Genomic DNA, 19,382 nt, shown 5'->3' on the forward strand with positions numbered 1-19,382 from the left:
CCTGCAAGTCAGGCCCCTCGTCAACTATTCACGTACAGGCTTCGACAAAAACCATCATAGCTGCCGCGAACACTTCACATTTACTCCGTAAAATGCTATGAAAAAGAGAATCGAATAACGAACATTCGATTCTCCAACCCTGTCTTAATATTGAACAAGTGAAACGACATCAAAACCTTCGAATTTGCTGCGGCCGTCCAAGTACGTAAGCTCGATTAAGAAAGCAGCTCCGACGATTTCTCCACCAAGCTGTTTGATCAAATCAACGGATGTTTGAATCGTTCCGCCTGTTGCAAGCAAGTCATCTGCAATAAGCACTTTCTGTCCAGGCTTAATCGCATCCTTGTGCATAGCTAGCTTATCTTTGCCGTACTCAAGGGCATAATCCGCTTCGATCGTTTCGCCAGGCAATTTGCCGCTTTTGCGAATTGGAATAAAGCCCACGCCGAGTGCTGTAGCTAGAGGGGCACCAATGACAAATCCACGCGCTTCCGGACCTGCAATTACGTCAATTTCCTTGTCTTGGATCAGTTGTTTTAATTGCTCGATCGCTTCTTTGTACACAGGGCCATTCTGCAACAGCGTTGTTATATCTTTAAAACGAATGCCTGGCTGTGGATAATCCGGGATAACGCGAATATAATCTTTGAAATTCATATGATTTCCTCCAATGTAAACTCTGTTTTTATTATGTTATCAGCGATCCATTGCTCCAGCTCTTTCGCTGAAGAATACATGACAATGGCTTCAACTTCTTGACGATGCAATCGATGCTGGTACAATCGTGATGTTGTTAAATCTCGTTTGGCCGGAGTGGCACTTAATGTAACCATATTATCATGTTTTACGACAAATTCTAATTCCTCAAAAACAGATAAAATAAAATGAATCATTCCGAGTGATAATCCTGACCGTTTACTGAAAGATGTCATCATTCTGGTATCTTGGAGTTGAAGTGATTTCTCCTTCTGCAAGGTGCCATAGAGCATCTTGAACATATCCCTTGAAGGCAACGTATTGCCGCTATCCTGCCCTAGCTCAGCAAATACAGGGTAGCACCGCATCATCCCTGTCGCCTGTTGAAGTACTGATTTCAAACTATCAATACGACGGGGCAACGTGTACAGAATGACATCTTGCAGCTCGTCGAACGCCACTCCGTTCGCAGCCTCATTGGCTGGCCTTACTTGCCCAGTATCCTGCACGATCCAATACGGCACTTGATGTCCGACTTGTACAGCTACGGTTTGATACAACGCTGCATCCGCTTCATCAAACAGCACGATTCCGGGAGAGCGTAGTGGCGCCGCTGGTCCCGCTGAGAGATTGCTCACAAGCGCTGCAAGCTTCAGGTGCAATTGTCCCGTGCCACGCCAATCAAATACCTGCGTGTGCGGGATTCGCAGATCCTGCATGATGATCTGTGGCTTTCGAACACCATTCCACTCATTTATCGAGAGCTCGCCCAAGACATCTACTTTGGCCGAGGGAGCAATTAATGCTGCTAAACTACCTTTACCAAAGCCTACGGCTTCTACCGTACAGCTAACTTCTTCCTTAGCTTGAGATAGCCCCAGCTTCAAATGCTGTTTTTCTTTGCCCATGGTCCGAATATCTTCTAGTCCTAAATCCGTGAACATGAACTTAGGCGATGGATTCCCCATTCCGAATGGTGCCAGTAATTCTAGCCCCTCAATGCTTGCAATCGGGACATCAGCTAAGTTGCACGCATTATCTACCCGTAATACAGGTACGAAGTCCTGATCCGTTAACGTTACCGCTGCAAGCTCATTTAGTCGAAGTGCGAAAGCTTCCAGATGGCTGCTATCCAAGCTCATCCCAGCCGCTGCCTGATGACCACCGTAGTGGTCCAGCAGGTCCTTACAAGCTGTTAAGGCCTTGTGTAAATCAAAGCCAGCAATGGAACGTGCAGAGCCTTTGGCCATACCCTTCTGCGGATCAATGCTTAGTACCAGCGTAGGTCGATAGTATTTCTCCACAATCTTGGAAGCTACGATCCCGACGACACCAACATTCCAGTTCTCTTTGGCTACGACAATGACTTTATCCAAGCCCTTCGCTCGCTGCTCCTCAGCCATTGCAAACGCTTCTTGAACCATATCCTCAACAATTTGTTGACGCTCTTTATTCAGCATATCCAATTCGAAGGCAATTTGCTCCGCTTCTTTTTCATCGGTTGTGGTCAGCAGCTTGACAGCAATGTCAGCCGCTTCTAAGCGACCACTCGCATTAATTTTCGGAGCGAGCGAGAAACCGATGTGACCTGCCGTAATCTCTTTCCGTTCAATGCCCGACACACCAATCAGTGAACGAAACCCAACATAGTTGGAATCCTGCATGCGCGCGAGACCCATCTTCACAAGCAACCGATTCTCACCTGTGAGCGGCATAAGGTCGGCAACGGTTCCAAGAGCCGCGAACTCAAGAAGTTCCTCTGGAAATCGTTCCAGCAACGCATGTGCAAGCTTAAATGCCACACCTACACCTGCTAATAGCTTGTAAGGATACGGACAGCCAGGCTTCTTAGGATTAATCACCGCTAGGGCATCAGGCAGCACTTCTGGCGGTTCATGATGATCAGTCACAATGACATCTAAACCAATTTCATGGCAATACGCTATTTCATCAAGGGCACTTATTCCCGTATCCACCGTGATAAGCAACTGGACACCTTGTTCCTTGGCCAAGTCCATTGCAGCACGGTTCAATCCATAGCCTTCACGAATCCGATGTGGAATGTAGGTATCGAAATGCGCCCCTAACCCTTTTAACAAATGCGCCATTAAGGAGGTACTGCTTACTCCATCTGCATCATAATCGCCGTAAATACGAATGAATTCCTTATTGTGTAAGGCTCTGCGAATACGCTCCACTGCTGGCAGCATCCCATCTAACAAATAGGGATCATGGTAATCACCGACGCCGCCTTGCATAAATTGTTTGGCCTCAGACACGCTGCGAATATCTCGAAGAACTAGAATACGGGCTACCAAGGGATCCAACTGCAGCTCACGAACAAATTCTTCAACAAGCGCCTCATCCGCATTTCCAATGTTCCATCTTGCCTTCGGTGCTAGCACTTGGTGGCTCCTCCTTGGTGTTTTCCTATGAAAATTTCACGGTACGTCATCTTCGAAAACAATGATTTAGTGTAAAACAGACGGCAGCTCACTTGCTTCCACATCTGCCTGCTTATAGGGATAACCTGCATCGTAAGGATTTACATGTATGTATACATGCGATACATGATGATATTGCTTCATCAGCTGTTGTTTAATCTTCTTAGACACCTCATGTCCTTCCCAAACGGAAAGCCTAGGATTCACACTGATCGTCATGTCGATGACAACATAATGCCCATGTTCTCTCGCGTTCAAATCATCAACCGTAATCACACCATGAATCTTCTGAACAGCTTTAACGAAATCAGCTGCCTCTTCTTGGTGAAGTACTTTTTCTGTTGGTGTAGGAATGGTTTTGCTGACTAACGAGAATCCCATTATACCTATAAAAAGTGCAACAATGAGTCCAGCACTTGTGTCAACGTAAGAAAATGCGTTAAATCCGATCGCTTGAACCAGCATCGTCAAGAGCACACCAGCAACGACCACAAAAGAAGAGTATATATCGGAACGGCGTCTTCGTGCATTGGCAATAAATTCCTCAGAACCTAACTGCTTGCCCAGCTTACTTAAGAAGTGGAACATCGCTTCCTTCGCAAGCAGCGAAAGAACGAGAACAGCGAAGGTCGTCATAGTAGCATCATACTTGACCTGGTTGATCAAGGATTTAACCGTAATAACGCCTACTTCAGCACCAATCAATAAGATTAAGACAATGAATAGTAGAGAACCGACTAAAATTTGTGGATCCAACCCCCGGAAAGAAGCTCCAGCAAGCTGCACTCTCATTGTCCTTACTCTGTTGATGGCAGCAGCAACTACACAAATTCCTGCTCCCGACTGCGCTGCAGCTGCGATCAGAGAATTACTATGTGCTTGAAAGCCAACGATCCCCATCAGACAAGCCAACACGGTAAGTACAAGTATTGCTGACCAAAGCGCGTATTCTGTCTTACGAAATCCCTCATCATTCACGTGGACATTCCCCCTGAACGGATACAAAGGCCGCGCAACAATCACGCGGCCGGTTATTATGGTTATTACGCTGCAACTTTCTTTTTAGAACGTGATAAGGAGTTTCTTTTGAACAAATACCACAAGGAACATGCAATGAAGACGGAGGAGTAGGCACCGCTCGTTAAACCAATTAACTTGGCCAAAGCGAACAACTTAATGGACTCGCTTCCGAACAGATACAAACAGCCTGCGGCAATTAACACGACGAGTACGGTATTAATATTACGTGCCATCGTTTGCCAGATACTGTCGTTAACGAGTGCTACTAGATCTGCATCTGTCTTCAGTTTAGCAAAGCGCAGGTTTTCACGAATCCGGTCAAAAATAACGATCTTGTCATTAATGGAATAACCGATTGTCGTCAACACTGCCGCAAGGAACGGAAGGTTCACTTCGAAGCGGAAAATGGCAAACATCGCGATAACGATGAACGCATCGTGCAGAATAGCGATAATCGCAGCCAAGGCAAAACGCCATTCAAAACGGATACTGACGTACAAACAAATGAGTACGCTGGAAATCGCAACAGCATAGACAGCTTTCAGCAATAACTCTTTAGCAAGCTGTGGATCCACGGTGTTAATTTCCTTCGAAACTTCTGTGCTATAGGCTGTTGCAAAAGCTTTTTGGATTGTGTTCACCGTCGCATCGTCCAGCACGTCATCGAAACGGATAGACACACGATCACTATTGTTACCACCAATTGTAGGATCCGCATATTTCGACTTTACATCACCACTGGTGTTCAAGCCATGCAAAATTTCCTCTACCTTCGCACTATCCATCTGCTTACCGACAACAAGATCGATATTCGTTCCCGCTTTGAAATCGACACCGAAATTCATGCCTGAGGTTAACATAACAACTAACCCGATGATAAGAACTACGGCAGATATGATGAAAAATTTATTGCGATTTTTTACAAAATCGAACTTTTGCTTAGAGTCCACGGATGTCTGCCTCCTTCACACCGAAATAACTTGGCTTTTTCAGCAAATTACCCCGGATAATAAGATGTAGCAGCCATCTGGAGAACAACACGTTCGTTAAGATACTGATAATAATACTCATCATCGTAATAACTGCGAATCCGCGAATAGCACCGTTACCTACATAATACAGCACGATACCCGCGATTAAATTCGTTACGTTCGCATCCATAATCGTACGGAAGGAATGTTTCGTCCCTGCTTTCAAGGAGGAAAGGATACTCTTGCCTGCACGGATTTCTTCGCGAATTCTTTCATATGTGATAATGTTCGCATCAACGGCCATCCCCGCACCTAATACTAGGGCAGCAATACCAGGCAACGTCAACGTGGCATTCATAAAGTCGAAGATCGCGAGTAGAACCCACACATACGTAATCAAAGTGAAAGCCGCTACTAGACCTGGAACTCGGTAGTAAAGCACCATGAACAAGAAAATTAAGATCGAAGCGATTAATCCCGCTCTTGCTGTCTCATGCAAGGAAGCTTTACCTAATGTAGCATCAACACGTTGTATGTATTTCTCTGTTAATTTAAGTGGCATAGCCCCCAAATTAATCATCTTTGCTACTTTGGTAGCTTCGGCAACGTTCGTTTGTGTAATGATTGCGGAGTCGCTGTCAATTGGGAAATTAACGGACGCTGTGGATTGCACGACATCATCCAAATAAATAGACAACGTGCTGCCAACCAGCTTCGTTGTTACTTCTTTGAATTTCTCTCTGCTTTTCATTTTGATCTCAACGATCGGTTGCTTCGTATTCGGATCATAGCTTAATTTCGCTGCGTTCTCGACGAAGTCAGTTCCGTTCATGTAAACCGTTCCATCAGGACCTCTGAATGTAAGCACAGAAGGTTTGGACATCAGAGTACGAACTTCTTCTTCGTTCTCAACCCCTGCAAGACGAACACGGATACGATCCGATCCTTCTGGGTACACCTCTGGTTCAGCAACACCAAGAGAATCCGCACGTTTAGCAAGACTTTTTGCAGCTTCCGTAAGCGTTTCCTTCGTTAGGGGCTGTCCAGCCGTAAGCGGCTCTGCGGTGTACAATATTTCAAAACCGCCTTTTAAATCCAATCCAAGCTTAATACGATCTACAAGCCCAGGGCTCGTTATTCCAACTGCGCCAAGAACAATGACAACCGTTAGAAAAAAGAACGAAATTCTTTTCCAATCCAGCATCTGTTGCTAGTCTCCCTTCAATACTCAATATGCCTATTATACTCAGGTCTGAAAAACGAGTCAATTTAAGTCGTTTCACGCAAAAAATAAGCCCATTCTTAGAATTGGGCTCCTCTATACATACTAATCGTCATCCAGTTCATAAACGCTGTAGATTTGAGAGACAAAATGTCATTTACGATTTGATGGAGAGAGGGCAACCCGGTTTTGCGGTACTTATCACTTACACAATCCCATATATCCTTGCCTGTAACGTGCTCGTACCCAAGAAGAATAAACTCCTCAACCTTGCTCAAACACAAACTTTCGATGATTTCATTCAGTTCTTGATCTGACATACCTGGATGCTCTTCTTCACTTCCGTTATCCTGTGCGTCATTCATGAGGGATCCTCCTAAAAGTTTTGCTTTAGCAAAACTATCTACGTAAGCATAAGCTAGGGCATTCGTTTTACCTGTATGTTATATAGTTCGATAGCCACCTCGGAAATTCCTGCCAAATGCGCACTTGTCCATAAAATCTTAGCATGAGCTTGGACAGCTCGCGCATAGTCATAGGTATGACATTATCGGAAGAGGGTATGGCAGTGACCAAGCAGTCGTTTATTAGAGGTACAATGATCCTGCTCGCCGCAGGCATTTTGAATCGCATACTTGGCTTCATACCCCGGATGACTTTACCGCGCGTGATCGGGGCTGAAGGCATTGGTATTTATCAAATGGGCTGGCCATTCCTGTCCGTTATTTTAACGATCATTACCGGAGGTATTCCCGTTGCCATTGCCAAGCTGATTGCAGAAGCAGAAGCCGAGAAGAATGAGACCCGGATTCGCAGCATTTTACGCATATCTCTAGCCATCACGATATCACTTAGCTTCATTTTTACAGCTGTCTGCCTGCTAGGAGCCTCATGGATCACGTCTCATTTACTGACGGATTCCCGCGTTTACTATACTTTCCTATGTATGAGCCCAATGATACCCATAATTGGCGTTTCTGCTGTCTATCGTGGTTACTTTCAAGGCAGACAAAATATGATTCCTACCGCGACCTCACAAATCATGGAAACGTTGATTCGTATTGTCATGGTTCTCGTTTGTTCCTATATGATGATCCCTTATGGCATCGAATATGCGGCAGCAGGTGCGATGATCGGCGTCTTAGCAGGCGAAATTGGCGGACTAGCTGTATTGGCCATTCATTTTAGATGGGATAAAAAAGCCATACCCAAGCCTCCAATTGCTCAAATAGGAACGAAGAAAACAACAGGTCGACTCTCCAATCTGCGCAGAATCTTACGTATCTCGATCCCGATCACAGGAAGCAAACTCATTGGTGCTGGCTCCTACTTATTGGAGTCGATCTTAATTGCTCAAAGCTTGGCGATCGCCGGCATTACCACATCACTTGCAACCGCCCAGTACGGAGCCTTACAAGGTATGATCATTCCCATCATCCTTCTACCGAGTGCGCTCACCATGTCATTATCCGTTTCTCTGATTCCCTCATTAAGCGAAGCTGCCGCCCGCAAAGACCTCAAGACCATCCACATGCGTTTGCATCAATCGTTAAAGCTCGCTTTAGTGACAGGTGCCCCATTCTCAGTATTGATGTTTGTACTCGCTGAACCGATTTGCAAGTATCTGTACAATCAGCCTGATGTTAGTAGCATGCTTAAGATGATGGCACCGATCGCAATATTCATTTATTTTCAAGCTCCGCTGCAATCTGCCTTACAAGCATTAAACAAGCCTGGAGCTGCTCTAATCAACACGTTAATTGGGTCAACAGTCAAATTATTCTTAATCTATTGGTTGGCTAGTAAGCCTGAAATGGGCATACACGGCGCTGTATTCGCCATCAATGTGAATATCGTTTTGGTTACACTGTTACACTGGAATAGTGTCGTTCGCCTGCTCAAATTCCGTATGGAAGGCAGCAGTTTTGGGAAAATTGGCGCGGCCATGCTTCTTTCAGGTGTTGTTTGTTATTTCATTATGTACACACCTTGGGTGTCCGCGACCTGGATTCGATTTGTCTCCTCCTTATTGTTAGGGCTCTTTTCCTATATCTTTTTCATTACGGTTTTCCGACTCATCAGTCTGAAAGATATCGGTCGCCTGCTGAATATGGGCAAAAAAATAATACGTTGAAACACAGCGACTCACCTCTTGCGATCAAGAAACATTCTGCCGCGATGATCAATCGAACAGTAGAAAATTTCTTTAAAATCCCTGGCCCCTTGTTCTTGGAGCTGGTTTTTCAACCAAAACCTCGTTTGACCAATTTTCTCTAAGTTTTCATCTTGTACTTTACCGTCCATAATAAGAGGCAGCGGCAAGCCTTCGTAACGTATCTTATTATTTAATTTCGTTACCTCTGCCCCTGTCTCTTTTTCATTTTTATCTTTCTCAACTACACTTAACTTCCCCGAAGGTTCCAAGATCGCAAATTCCACATCGGCCACGTTCATAATTTTATTTTGTCTCAATTGCAGCATCAGATCATCTAAATTATAACGATGCTTCTTCATTTCATTTCGATTGATCATTCCCTTATTGATGAGCACACTCGGTTTCCCGTCGAAAAGCACACGAATGGTACGACTTTTCAACGTAATATAGGCAATGACAACTTGAATAAGCACCAGAGTCCCCATAGGTAAAATACCAGACACAAGAGGCTTCTTCACGTCCTCAAGCACGAACACGGCAATTTCCGCAATCATGATCGAAATGACTAGATCGAAAAGCGAAAGCTTACCAATTTCACGTTTTCCCATAATACGAAGCATGAGAAAAACAACAAAATAGATAAGCACCGTACGCAAAAAAATGGTCAGAATTTCCATCGCAACCTCCCTGATCTAAGCTCTAGCTTGTTCTCGGAGTTCACTGGTATTCTGACCGCGTATGCACCTCATCATGCAGATATTACGTATTCAATTGTTGGCAATTACAACAAGAATAATTTGAAATATAACGTAGAAAGCAAGAGCAGCACGAAACAAATCGGAGCAGCAACCACCACATACTCACTTTGTTTTAACTTTACACCGTCATGATAGGTAAAAGATGCCGCGTACAAGCTCGCGATTGAGCTCACGAGTGTCACACCGCTTCCGATCCCGCTTCCGACGATCAGCGCCCACCACATTGGCTGAATTGACGTCTCTACAAGCTGCCCCATCCCATCAACAATCGGAATCATCGCAGCAATGAATGGGATATTATCCATCATCGCTGTACCAAAACTATTCAGCCATAACAATAAAATGGATAAGAACGGGATGCTCCCTTGGCTTAACTCTAGCCCGCGATTTGCAATAAAACCTGAAAAACCTGCATACGTTAAGCCCCCAACCATGATGAAGAGTCCCAAGAAAAAGAGCCATTGTGTTTCTTTCAAGTGATGCCATACCGCACCATAATCCTTTGTTCTAATTACCTCAAAAATATCTTTGTAATTCATAGCAAGTAAAGCAATAGCCCCGGAGGCAGCAATGTAGGCTGGACTCCATGCTAGTACACCATGAAGACATAGCGCAACTAGGGTCAACCCTGTAATGATGCTGCTTCCCAAGACGAATTCTCTATTGGGAGATAAATAGGAGCTTGGCTTTATGCTTAGCAGCTCACGCATGTGTGCTTCAGCCGCTACTAAGCGCTTTCGATAGATCAACCACATAATGAGATAAACGACAGCTAACAGCAAGCAAATCAGAGGAAACAATTTAATGAACATTTCCCCCGCCGAAATATGCCCTGACGCCCCCAGCATACGGCTTGGTATATTCCCCATAATCGTTGCTGCTCCGCCAATATGTACGGATAATAACATCGAGATTAGAAATGGTGCCGGCAGCAACCTCATTTTTCTAGACGCAATAATGATGAAAGGAACGATCACAACAACAGCCATTAAACTATCCAATAGCGCAGAAATCAGCGCCGCTAGCAGCGAGAGACTAATGATAACTGTAAGTGCCCGCATGCGATATTTTCGAACAATAGAACTTACGAGATACGAAATAATGCCAGTTTTCTGAAATAGGCTTGATAGGATGAACAGGCTCACGAGATAGATTAAAATCGGCCAACTCGCGTAAGTTGTTAGTGCTTTCTGGAGCGGAACAATGCCTAAAATCAGCATCAGACAAGCCCCACCAAGTGCGGTATACATACGATCCCATTTTTCAATCAATATACAAACGTAAGCAGCTGCAAAAATAAGCAACGCCGCTACTGCTTGCCACATCACCGGTCCTTGAGAGAATTCAGTCATAAATAATCACACTCCTTTGATCTATAGTTTGTACTAATTCTATGTGCTTGGCCATACAATGATGATAATGAAGCGTTCGAATATAGGAAAGGAATGATGCCTGTGAACCCTATGAAAACGGTCAGTCAGGTTCGAATAACATCGCCATTATTTTCAGGACTTGTGTACTCATTTAGTATGATGACCATTGGAACTATTGTGACCTCCTTGTTTTTGCTTTTAACCAGCACACAAGAAAGTTCCTTACACACTTTAACAACCATCATCCACGCGGTCTCCTTATTTATTGGAGGATGGGTTTCAGGTAAACGGGCCGGTAACCGCGGCTGGTATCACGGTGGCATGGTCGGCGTCTTCTATTTCATTCTCATTTTCTTAGTCGGTTTTCTGGCATTCGATGCAGGGTTGAATCTTCAGTCCCTTCAATTGCTTGGCATTTTATTCGCATCTGGGGCGCTCGGTGGCATACTTGGTGTAAATACTCAGAAATAAGTCTTTTCCGTGAAGATTGCACTTCCCCCCCGTTGAATGTGGTATAATGTCATAGTTATTGCCGCACAAAACTTCCAATATATAGGGGGATACAACTTGAGCCCTTTTCAATCTATGACGCATGCGACAGTTTATATTGTACTAACAATTTTCGCTTTTGTAATTATTGCAACACGAAAGAGCCCATACACCATTGCCAGTAGCTTAGTTCATGAAATATTTACTTCACGCAAGTTCCTTTTTCATTTCATCGCGTTGCTGATGATCCTCATGTTTAACAAGATGGAGATGGCCATTGAGAAAGGCATGCAATACAAAGCCGATTTCACGAAGTCGATCTATGGCATTGAGGGTGACTTTGTCGCGACGATCCAGAACTTTTTCCATAATGATATTCTTACGGTCGTATGTAGTTATTTCTATGTCATTATATTCCCATCGATTATGATCACTTCGATTGCGATTTACACGTATCAGAAGAATCATAAACTTTTCTATGCGGTCTGTTATGCACTGATGTTCAACTATATGATTGCCATTCCGTTCTATCTCTTTTTCCCGGTAAACGAAGTATGGTTCTTCCATCCTAAAGTAGATCTTCTAATTCTAGATGTGTTCCCAACTTTCGAGCAAGATTACAGACCATTATCTGGACTCGATAATTGCTTCCCAAGTTTGCACACATCCATATCCGTTTCAATGGCCGTCATCGCGGTGAAAAGCCGAAACACGTTTTGGAAAATTTTCGTGCCCTGCTCAGCAGCCTTTATTATTTTCACAATCTTCTATCTAGGCATTCACTGGTTGTCTGATATGTGTGCTGGTGTCGTACTCGGTGTCGTAGCTGCTCGGATGGGTCTGCGCATTGCTGAAGGTCGTCTTATCCTTGGTGAGCGTGCACTCCTTAAACGCCCTGTAAAGAATAACGAATATTAATGTCAAGTATATATGCAAATAAAAAGCGAGAGCCTATTATAGGACCTCGCTTTTTGTTAACTTATTCCTTAGTAGCAGGCGTTTGTGCAACTGCATTAACTGCAGAGCGATCAAAAGTCATTTTCGTTGCATCGTTGACACGAAGTACGCAAATGTCATCTGTGATTTCTACAATCGTGCCATGAAGACCGCCAATCGTAACAACCTTATCCCCTTTTTTCAATCCTCCGAGCATTTGACTACGTGTTTTCTGTCTTTTTTGCTGTGGACGAATAAGTAAGAAGTACAGAACTACGAACATAAGCACTAAAGGTCCGTATGTATACAAATATCCTACTGCACCAGTGGTACCTTCTTCAGCTAGAAACATAGGTATCCTCCTCTCTTAGAATCCTCTTTCATTATCATTCAGCCCGTAAGCGGCAAAGAAGGTATCGCGAAAATCAAGTAATCGATCTTCCTTAATGGCTTCTCTAACTTCACGCATAAGCTGTAGTAGAAAGTGAAGGTTATGAATCGTCGTCAAGCGAATCCCGAATGTTTCATCTGCTTTGATGAGATGTCGAATATAGGCGCGACTGTAATTCGTACATGTATAACAAGAACATTTGGCATCAAGCGGGCCGAAGTCCGTTGCGTATTTCGCATTACGAATAACTAGACGACCCGAGCTTGTCATACAAGTCCCGTTTCTAGCAATCCGCGTCGGTAATACACAATCAAACATATCAATGCCTCGGATAGCGCCTTCAATCAATGCGTCCGGCGAGCCAACCCCCATCAAATAACGGGGCTTATTCGCAGGCATAAGTGGTGTCGTATAATCTAGCACTTCATACATCAAGTGCTTAGGCTCACCTACACTCAGTCCACCAATAGCATACCCCGGGAAATCCATGGAAGTCAACTGCTCCGCGCTCAGCTTGCGTAGATCCTCATGCATACCACCTTGGATGATCGCAAACAAGCCTTGATCCTGAGGTCTCGCATGACTTTGCAGACAGCGCTCCGCCCACCGCGTCGTACGCTCCAGTGATTTCTTCACGTATTCGTACTCCGCTGGAAACGGCGGACATTCGTCGAAGGCCATCATGATGTCAGAACCCAGTGCGTTCTGAATTTCCATCGCCTTCTCTGGAGATAGGAATAACTTATCACCATTCAAATGCGATTTGAATGTGACGCCTTCCTCCGTAATTTTACGCATATTGCTTAAGCTAAAAACTTGAAATCCACCACTGTCCGTCAGGATCGGTCGATCCCAATTCATGAACTTGTGCAACCCGCCAGCATCTTTCACAATCTCATGTCCAGGACGAATGAATAAGTGGTAGGTGTTGCTTAAAATAATTTGAGCGTCCATCGTTTTCAATTCTTCCGGGCTCATTGTTTTTACAGTTGCCTGTGTACCTACAGGCATGAACGCCGGCGTTTCGATAACGCCATGCGGGGTGTGAACGCGGCCTAAGCGTGCGCCGGATTGTTTACAGGTTTTAATCGATTCATATGTTACTGCTGCTGTCATGATATCCACTTCCTATTCTAAGCTTGCTTTTCTTGTTCAATCGGATGATTTAATAAATCAACATGGCGTCGCCGAAGCTGAAAAATCGGTACTCTTCCTTCACAGCTTCTTCGTAGGCTCGCATCACATTGGCCTTACCAGCCAGTGCACTAATGAGCATAAGCAATGTTGACTTCGGCAGATGAAAATTCGTTAACAACGCATCTACGACACCAAACGTGTAGCCAGGATAAATAAAAATGGACGTCCAGCCTTGAGAAGGCTGAATGAGTAAAGGTTGGCCTTCTTGGTAGCCTGGCTGTTCGAGGCTTAAACCAGCTGCTGTCTCCAACGTTCGTGCAGATGTTGTTCCAACCGCAATAACACGTTTCCCCGCTGATTTCGTCTCATTAATTAATGCAGCTGTTTCTTCGGATAAAATGTAATATTCAGCATGCATCTGGTGATCTTCGATCTTATCCACAGACACAGGGCGGAAAGTGCCTAGACCTACGTGCAGCGTCACGAAGGCTAGTCGGACACCTTTGTCCTTCAGTCTCTCCAAATAATCAGCCGTAAAGTGCAAGCCTGCTGTTGGCGCGGCAGATGATCCTTCGTGCTTCGCATAGACCGTTTGATATCGTTCCCGCTCTGATAGCTGCTCCTTGATATAAGGTGGAAGCGGCATCTCGCCCAATCGATCCAGGATTTCATTGAAAATTCCTGTATACTGGAATTGCAGAATACGAGCTCCCATGTCGCCAACTTCAACGACTTCCGCAGTTAATAGAGGCTCGCCACTTTCGTCAGCCGCAGCGCCGAATACCGCAACAGAGCCAAGCTGCATGCGTTTCCCTGGCTTGACCAATGCTTCCCAACGATCCTCGCCAAGCGGTTTAAGCAGCAATAACTCCACTTTAGCTCCCGTGTCTTTCTTCATACCAAAAAGCCGTGCTGGAATGACTCGTGTATCATTCATCACGAGTAAATCCCCGGCTTCTACATAGGCTATCAGATCTTCAAAAGTGCGATGAGCGGTCTCGCCAGTTTCTTTGTTCAGTGTAAGCAATCTAGACGCCGTGCGTTCTAGCAGCGGCGTCTGGGCAATCAAAGATTCAGGTAATTCGAAATCGAATGCTTGTACTTCCATGTTAGTTATTCATTCCTTCGTTATGTTGACCCCAGTAAAGTACGTCTGAAGTATTTTTTTGTAATCGTAGCCCTTTTCTGCAAAGCCTTTTGCCCCCCATTGCGACATGCCTACGCCATGACCAAAACCTTTCCCACGGAAAATAATTTGGTTTCCTTGAAAGGTTGTTGAGCCTTTAGATGGGATGCTAGATGTTGAGGTGCCTGTCAACACGGGCTTACTTATGCCCGTACTGCTAAGCGTCATTAAATCCGTTTTCTTCACAGCTGTTGGCTGCGTTTGTTTCCCGGATAACACATAGACGCTGTCGGATGGTGAACTGCTCGAAACCACGCCTGAGCCGCTCAAGATCGCAATGCTGGTACCATTTGAAACAGATGGGCTAGTACCAGTATAACTGCCTGCACCTTCTATTTCAAACAGCGTACTCGGTAAACCACCCAGCACCGCCCGAATAGCGTCCGGATTGTCCACCTTCACGACAACACCGTTCGCCTTCAACTCGATTGCTCGGCCAGACGGGCCTCTCTTGGAAACTTCCAGTGAAGTCAATTCACCGTTGATGGGAATCTTAGCAGCTTCAAGCTTACTCTTGATTTCACTTAAGCTATAAGGTCCTCTTATCCAAGAGTAAGCATTCGATTCTCTCTCTTGACCAAGGATGACAACTTTTTCTTTAGTTGCAAGTTTAGCTATGGCAGGATTCGCAACATTATCCACATAAGGTGCTACCCGTACATTAACATCTGCCTCTGTAGCTTCGTAAATAGCTTTACCTGCCTTGTCTTTCTGTCCACTATCCTTCACATACATGCTATGTACAAAACCGATTCTGCCGTCTGTCAGTTGAATCTGATACCAAATGGCTTTGCCTTGTTCAGCGCCTTCATCCGGGCTAGCAACACTTCGCAAGTAATCAACCGAATTGCCCCAAGCCTCCGTAGAATCTGCTGTTATTCCCCCCGCATTAGAAGCAAATACAGGTGATATTAAGCCGCGCTTATTCGAAATCACTTCATCCTTCGTTGCATCCACCGCTAGGTTGCCAGCAGTAAATTCCTTTTCAATGCCATAGTAGGCCTGTTCAAGCGTTGTATCCGTTACTTGTGCAATCTCATACTTGTTTCCTTGAACGATCGCATACGTGCGCGCAGCTACAGCTTGAGCCTTCAGCGCTTCTGCTGGCCATTGTGAATTAAGCTCTGCACCAATAACGCCATATAAATATTGTTCCATAGGAACTTCATTGACCAATGCTAATCGATCGTGATACGTACTAATCTCCATGTCGCCACGGAAACTGCGGTCCATGCGTTCTTTCACAGCGATCCCCTGTTTCTTAGGATGAATCACTGTTTTCTGCTCACCAACCGCAGTCACATAATGAGCCACAGCAGCTGCTGGGTTGCTTGAGCTGGTTGCATCCGATCTGCGGATTAAGTAGGCTGCCTTCGTATTCGCTGGTTGGAGAGGCGTATTGGGTACAGCTTTCAATGCAGCTTGCTTTACTAGCTCAAGCTTGGCATCCGTTGCCTCGCTCCCTAACCAAACACTATAGGCCACTTTGCCGGCGCCATCCGCTTGTAAAACCAGATCAGCTTGGACACCAGCCCCCGTGTACACGGCGATTTGCTGCTGTGCTGCGGCCTCTGATGCATATGTCCCCGCACTCAAATGGAGCGGACCACTGACCACTGGTGCACCCGATTTCGTTAACGTAGCAACTGTGGGGTCCTTCAATGCCCCAGCTGCTGCATTTTCGGCTTCAGCCTGCGTAGGCAGATTCCCGTAATACACTTGGTACACCATTTTGCCAAGCTTGGTACGACTTAACACGAAGCTTTCCTCTGCCATTACTGCCAGTTTGCCGTTCAAGGTCCTAGCCGTAGTGAAGTCTGACGTTTCCAGCATCATCACACTAAACTGATCTAATGACATCCGAATCGTTGTATCCGAAATGGAGGCCCATGGCTTCGCCTCTGTATTCGCTGAGCTCCGCACGTCAATATCAAATCCACCTGGCGATGAGAGTGAAACTAGTGGTTCTATCTTCTTATATTTGGCAGCATTAATGACAAGGGCAACACGAATCTGATCCAAATGCTTAATCCCATCGGCATTCGCCTCTGATCCTCCATATAAAGTGGCTGTAAACGTTAGTGCAGCTGCCGTTATGATGGCAATTCGCTTTGGGTTAACTAGCTGATGTCTTCCAAACATAAAGGTATCGTATCCTTTCTTACGCTATTATCTAGTAATGTAGACTCTAGCAAGAGACAGAAGTTTTGTTTATTCGCTGAAAAAAGACAAAAAAAGCTCTTGCCCGCCCTTCTAGCAGCGGCAAAAGCTTACAATTGTCAATTCATGATGGCTGATCTTTAATTGATTTAACGCTGCTCTGGTACGGGTAGCCCGAGGTGGCGGTATGCTTGCGGCGTCACAGTCCGTCCTCTAGGCGTACGCTGCATAAAACCAATCTGAAGCAAGTACGGCTCATAGACATCTTCAATGGTTTGGCTTTCCTCACCGATGGTTGCAGCGATCGTTTCAAGCCCGACAGGGCCCCCTTGGAAGCTCTGAATAATCGCACGCAGCATCTTATGGTCAATTTCATCCAATCCCAGATCATCCACTTGCAGGAGTCTTAGCGACTCCTTAGCAAGTTCCATGGTGATGATGCCGTCGCCTCTCACCTGTGCAAAATCGCGCACCCGCTTCAACAATCGGTTCGCGATACGCGGAGTCCCGCGCGAGCGCATGCCGATCTCTCGCGCAGCATCACCAACGATGCCGACCTGCAAGATGTCGGCTGTCCGGCTGACGATGTAGCTGAGCTCATCAACCGTGTAAAACTCCAACCGACTAACGACCCCAAATCGGTCGCGTAGAGGCGCAGAGAGCAGCCCAACGCGTGTCGTGGCGCCTATCAAGGTAAATGGCGGCAGGTCGAGACGCACGGAGCGTGCGCTTGGCCCCTTGCCGATAATAATATCAAGGGCAAAATCCTCCATCGCTGGGTACAGCACCTCTTCTACCGTCCGGTGGAGTCGGTGGATCTCATCGATGAAGAGCACATCCCCCTCCTGCAAATTCGTCAGGATGGCAGCAAGATCTCCGGGCCGCTCGATGGCAGGCCCGGAGGTTGTACGAATATTCACGCCAAGTTCATTGGCGATAATGTTGGAGAGCGTTGTTTTACCGAGTCCAGGCGGCCCGTACAGAAGTACATGATCCAGGGCTTCTTTCCTCATTTTCGCAGCTTCAATATAGATCTTGAGGTTCTCCTTCGCCTGTTTCTGGCCGATATATTCAGCCAAAAACCGTGGACGCAGACTATACTCGACCACATTGTCTTCCATCATAAAATTAGCCGATATGATCCGCTCATTGTCCATGGTGCCCCTCCTTCCTTTGCACGTTCAGTTGCTTACATGGTGAATAAAGCTTGCAAAGCAAGCTTCACAAGCACATCAACTGAATCCGACGGCCCTGCTTTAGGCTTCACTTGCAGCCATGCACGATCGACTTCCGCTTCCGTATAGCCAAGTGTCATCAAGGCTTCCTTCGCTTCGCTCCAAGGCAGTCCGCCTTCTGTTAATTGTGCCGATCCGACAACACTTAATGCGACAGCAGCCTCCGGACTAGAGAAGCTCACAGAACCTAGCTTATCTTTCAAGTCTAGAATAATCCGTTGGGCTGTTTTCTTCCCGATACCAGGAAGCTTTGTCAGAAACGCCAAGTTTTCTTGACTTATCGCTAGTATGACCGCTTCAGGTCTTCCACCTGCTGCCAGAATGCCGAGCGCTACTTTGGGACCAATCCCGCTAACATCCAGCAATAAGCGGAATAAGGACTGTTCATCGCGCGTAATAAAGCCAAACAGAAGATGTGCATCTTCCCTTACATGATAATGGATGAACATCGTGACATCTTCATTCTCTTTATGCGAAAGCGCATAAGGGTTCGGGCAAAAAACACGATAGCCAACACCATTCACATCGAGAACCGTATAATCACTTTCACGCAGAGCCACTTTACCTCGTAAGAAATCTATCATCGTTTGACCTCGTTTATTCTAGATTGAAGTGCGGAGGAATGTGCATGACAAATAGCGATAGCGAGCGCGTCAGCAACATCGTCTGGCTTCGGTATTTGGGACAACTTCAACAAAATCTTCACCATTTCCTGCACTTGCTTCTTCTCTGCATTCCCGTAACCTACAACGGCTTGCTTGACTTGAAGTGGCGTATATTCAGCAATCGGCAGCCCAGCCTGCACGCCCGCAAGGATCATTACACCTCGCGCCTGGCCTACGGTGAATGCCGTTGTTACATTTCGATTGAAAAATAGTTTCTCAATGGACAACACATCTGGTTTATATTTCTCTATCAATTGTACTGTAGCGTCATAGACATCCTTCAATCGGATACCTGGATCCGTGTGTGCTTCCGTTTGAATCGAACCATATTGTACCGGAACTAGTTTACTGCCGATTTTATCAATAAAGCCAAACCCTACGATCGCGATCCCTGGATCAATCCCTAGAATACGCAAAGTATTTCTCTCCCATCTTTAAAAAAAAGCGAACATATGTAGTCATTTCCATTATAGCAGATAACAAAAAAAAGAGATAGACTCGGGAAATCCCGAAACTATCTCTTGAGCTTTATCTATGGTATTGT

The 19,382-nt window shown here is 45.5% G+C and carries 18 protein-coding genes; 3 read left to right on the top strand and 15 right to left on the bottom strand.

Annotated features, from left to right (window positions below):
• Positions 1-144 precede the first annotated feature (144 nt).
• From GC096_RS18125 to GC096_RS18150, 6 genes are all read right to left on the bottom strand, one after another.
• On the bottom strand, positions 145-657 hold the full coding sequence (locus tag GC096_RS18125; protein WP_171632098.1) for an adenine phosphoribosyltransferase: 513 nt from the start codon (positions 655-657) through the stop codon (positions 145-147).
• Positions 654-3,101, bottom strand: coding sequence for a single-stranded-DNA-specific exonuclease RecJ (recJ, locus tag GC096_RS18130; protein ID WP_171632100.1), 2,448 nt, complete (start codon positions 3,099-3,101; stop codon positions 654-656). The genes GC096_RS18125 and recJ overlap by 4 nt, the downstream gene beginning before the upstream one ends.
• 66 nt (positions 3,102-3,167) lie before the next feature.
• Positions 3,168-4,118 carry a cation diffusion facilitator family transporter gene (locus tag GC096_RS18135; RefSeq protein WP_171632102.1) on the bottom strand — a complete coding sequence of 317 codons (951 nt, stop codon included), beginning with the start codon at positions 4,116-4,118 and terminating at the stop codon, positions 3,168-3,170.
• Between the two features lie 65 nt (positions 4,119-4,183).
• Complete coding sequence (gene secF / locus GC096_RS18140) at positions 4,184-5,110, bottom strand: protein translocase subunit SecF (protein ID WP_171632103.1); 927 nt, start codon at positions 5,108-5,110, stop codon at positions 4,184-4,186.
• Positions 5,100-6,332 carry a protein translocase subunit SecD gene (gene secD / locus GC096_RS18145; protein ID WP_171632148.1) on the bottom strand — a complete coding sequence of 411 codons (1,233 nt, stop codon included), beginning with the start codon at positions 6,330-6,332 and terminating at the stop codon, positions 5,100-5,102. Before secD ends, secF begins: the two co-directional genes overlap by 11 nt.
• 101 nt (positions 6,333-6,433) lie before the next feature.
• Positions 6,434-6,718, bottom strand: coding sequence for a post-transcriptional regulator (locus GC096_RS18150; RefSeq protein WP_235550377.1), 285 nt, complete (start codon positions 6,716-6,718; stop codon positions 6,434-6,436).
• Positions 6,719-6,921: 203 nt separating this feature from the next.
• On the opposite strand from GC096_RS18150, the gene spoVB reads away from it, so the two are divergent.
• Positions 6,922-8,487 carry a stage V sporulation protein B gene (gene spoVB, locus GC096_RS18155; RefSeq protein ID WP_171632105.1) on the top strand — a complete coding sequence of 522 codons (1,566 nt, stop codon included), beginning with the start codon at positions 6,922-6,924 and terminating at the stop codon, positions 8,485-8,487.
• Positions 8,488-8,498: 11 nt separating this feature from the next.
• On the opposite strand, the gene GC096_RS18160 is transcribed toward spoVB, so the two are convergent.
• The gene (locus GC096_RS18160; RefSeq protein ID WP_171632106.1) at positions 8,499-9,185 is read right to left on the bottom strand and encodes a DUF421 domain-containing protein; all 687 of its coding nucleotides are present in this window, start codon (positions 9,183-9,185) and stop codon (positions 8,499-8,501) included.
• Between the two features lie 104 nt (positions 9,186-9,289).
• Positions 9,290-10,618, bottom strand: coding sequence for an ArsB/NhaD family transporter (locus GC096_RS18165; protein ID WP_171632107.1), 1,329 nt, complete (start codon positions 10,616-10,618; stop codon positions 9,290-9,292).
• Between the two features lie 111 nt (positions 10,619-10,729).
• Between GC096_RS18165 and GC096_RS18170 the strand changes: the two genes are divergently transcribed.
• Both GC096_RS18170 and GC096_RS18175 read left to right on the top strand, forming a co-directional pair.
• Positions 10,730-11,110: a TIGR04086 family membrane protein gene (locus GC096_RS18170; protein ID WP_235549783.1), complete on the top strand. Its 381-nt coding sequence runs from the start codon at positions 10,730-10,732 to the stop codon at positions 11,108-11,110.
• Positions 11,111-11,206: 96 nt separating this feature from the next.
• Complete coding sequence (locus GC096_RS18175) at positions 11,207-12,046, top strand: phosphatase PAP2 family protein (protein WP_171632109.1); 840 nt, start codon at positions 11,207-11,209, stop codon at positions 12,044-12,046.
• A gap of 61 nt (positions 12,047-12,107) precedes the next feature.
• Here GC096_RS18175 and yajC read toward each other — a convergent pair whose 3' ends face one another.
• The 7 genes from yajC to ruvC all read right to left on the bottom strand — a co-directional run bounded on the left by yajC (position 12,108) and on the right by ruvC (position 19,254).
• Positions 12,108-12,416, bottom strand: a complete 309-nt coding sequence (yajC, locus tag GC096_RS18180; protein ID WP_056610408.1) for a preprotein translocase subunit YajC — start codon at positions 12,414-12,416, stop codon at positions 12,108-12,110.
• 15 nt (positions 12,417-12,431) lie between these two features.
• Positions 12,432-13,571 carry a tRNA guanosine(34) transglycosylase Tgt gene (gene tgt, locus GC096_RS18185; RefSeq protein ID WP_171632111.1) on the bottom strand — a complete coding sequence of 380 codons (1,140 nt, stop codon included), beginning with the start codon at positions 13,569-13,571 and terminating at the stop codon, positions 12,432-12,434.
• A gap of 49 nt (positions 13,572-13,620) precedes the next feature.
• The gene (queA, locus tag GC096_RS18190; protein ID WP_171632112.1) at positions 13,621-14,700 is read right to left on the bottom strand and encodes a tRNA preQ1(34) S-adenosylmethionine ribosyltransferase-isomerase QueA; all 1,080 of its coding nucleotides are present in this window, start codon (positions 14,698-14,700) and stop codon (positions 13,621-13,623) included.
• Positions 14,701-14,709: 9 nt separating this feature from the next.
• The gene (locus GC096_RS18195; protein WP_171632114.1) at positions 14,710-16,920 is read right to left on the bottom strand and encodes a SpoIID/LytB domain-containing protein; all 2,211 of its coding nucleotides are present in this window, start codon (positions 16,918-16,920) and stop codon (positions 14,710-14,712) included.
• Between the two features lie 167 nt (positions 16,921-17,087).
• Positions 17,088-18,095 carry a Holliday junction branch migration DNA helicase RuvB gene (gene ruvB / locus GC096_RS18200; RefSeq protein WP_171632115.1) on the bottom strand — a complete coding sequence of 336 codons (1,008 nt, stop codon included), beginning with the start codon at positions 18,093-18,095 and terminating at the stop codon, positions 17,088-17,090.
• A gap of 32 nt (positions 18,096-18,127) precedes the next feature.
• Positions 18,128-18,757: a Holliday junction branch migration protein RuvA gene (ruvA, locus tag GC096_RS18205; protein ID WP_171632116.1), complete on the bottom strand. Its 630-nt coding sequence runs from the start codon at positions 18,755-18,757 to the stop codon at positions 18,128-18,130.
• Entirely contained in the window at positions 18,754-19,254 is a 501-nt protein-coding gene (ruvC, locus tag GC096_RS18210; RefSeq protein ID WP_171632118.1) for a crossover junction endodeoxyribonuclease RuvC, read from the bottom strand. Before ruvC ends, ruvA begins: the two co-directional genes overlap by 4 nt.
• Positions 19,255-19,382 lie beyond the last annotated feature (128 nt).

Origin of the sequence: Paenibacillus plantarum (genome assembly GCF_013141695.1) — a bacterium.
GTDB lineage: Bacteria > Bacillota > Bacilli > Paenibacillales > NBRC-103111 > Paenibacillus_E > Paenibacillus_E plantarum.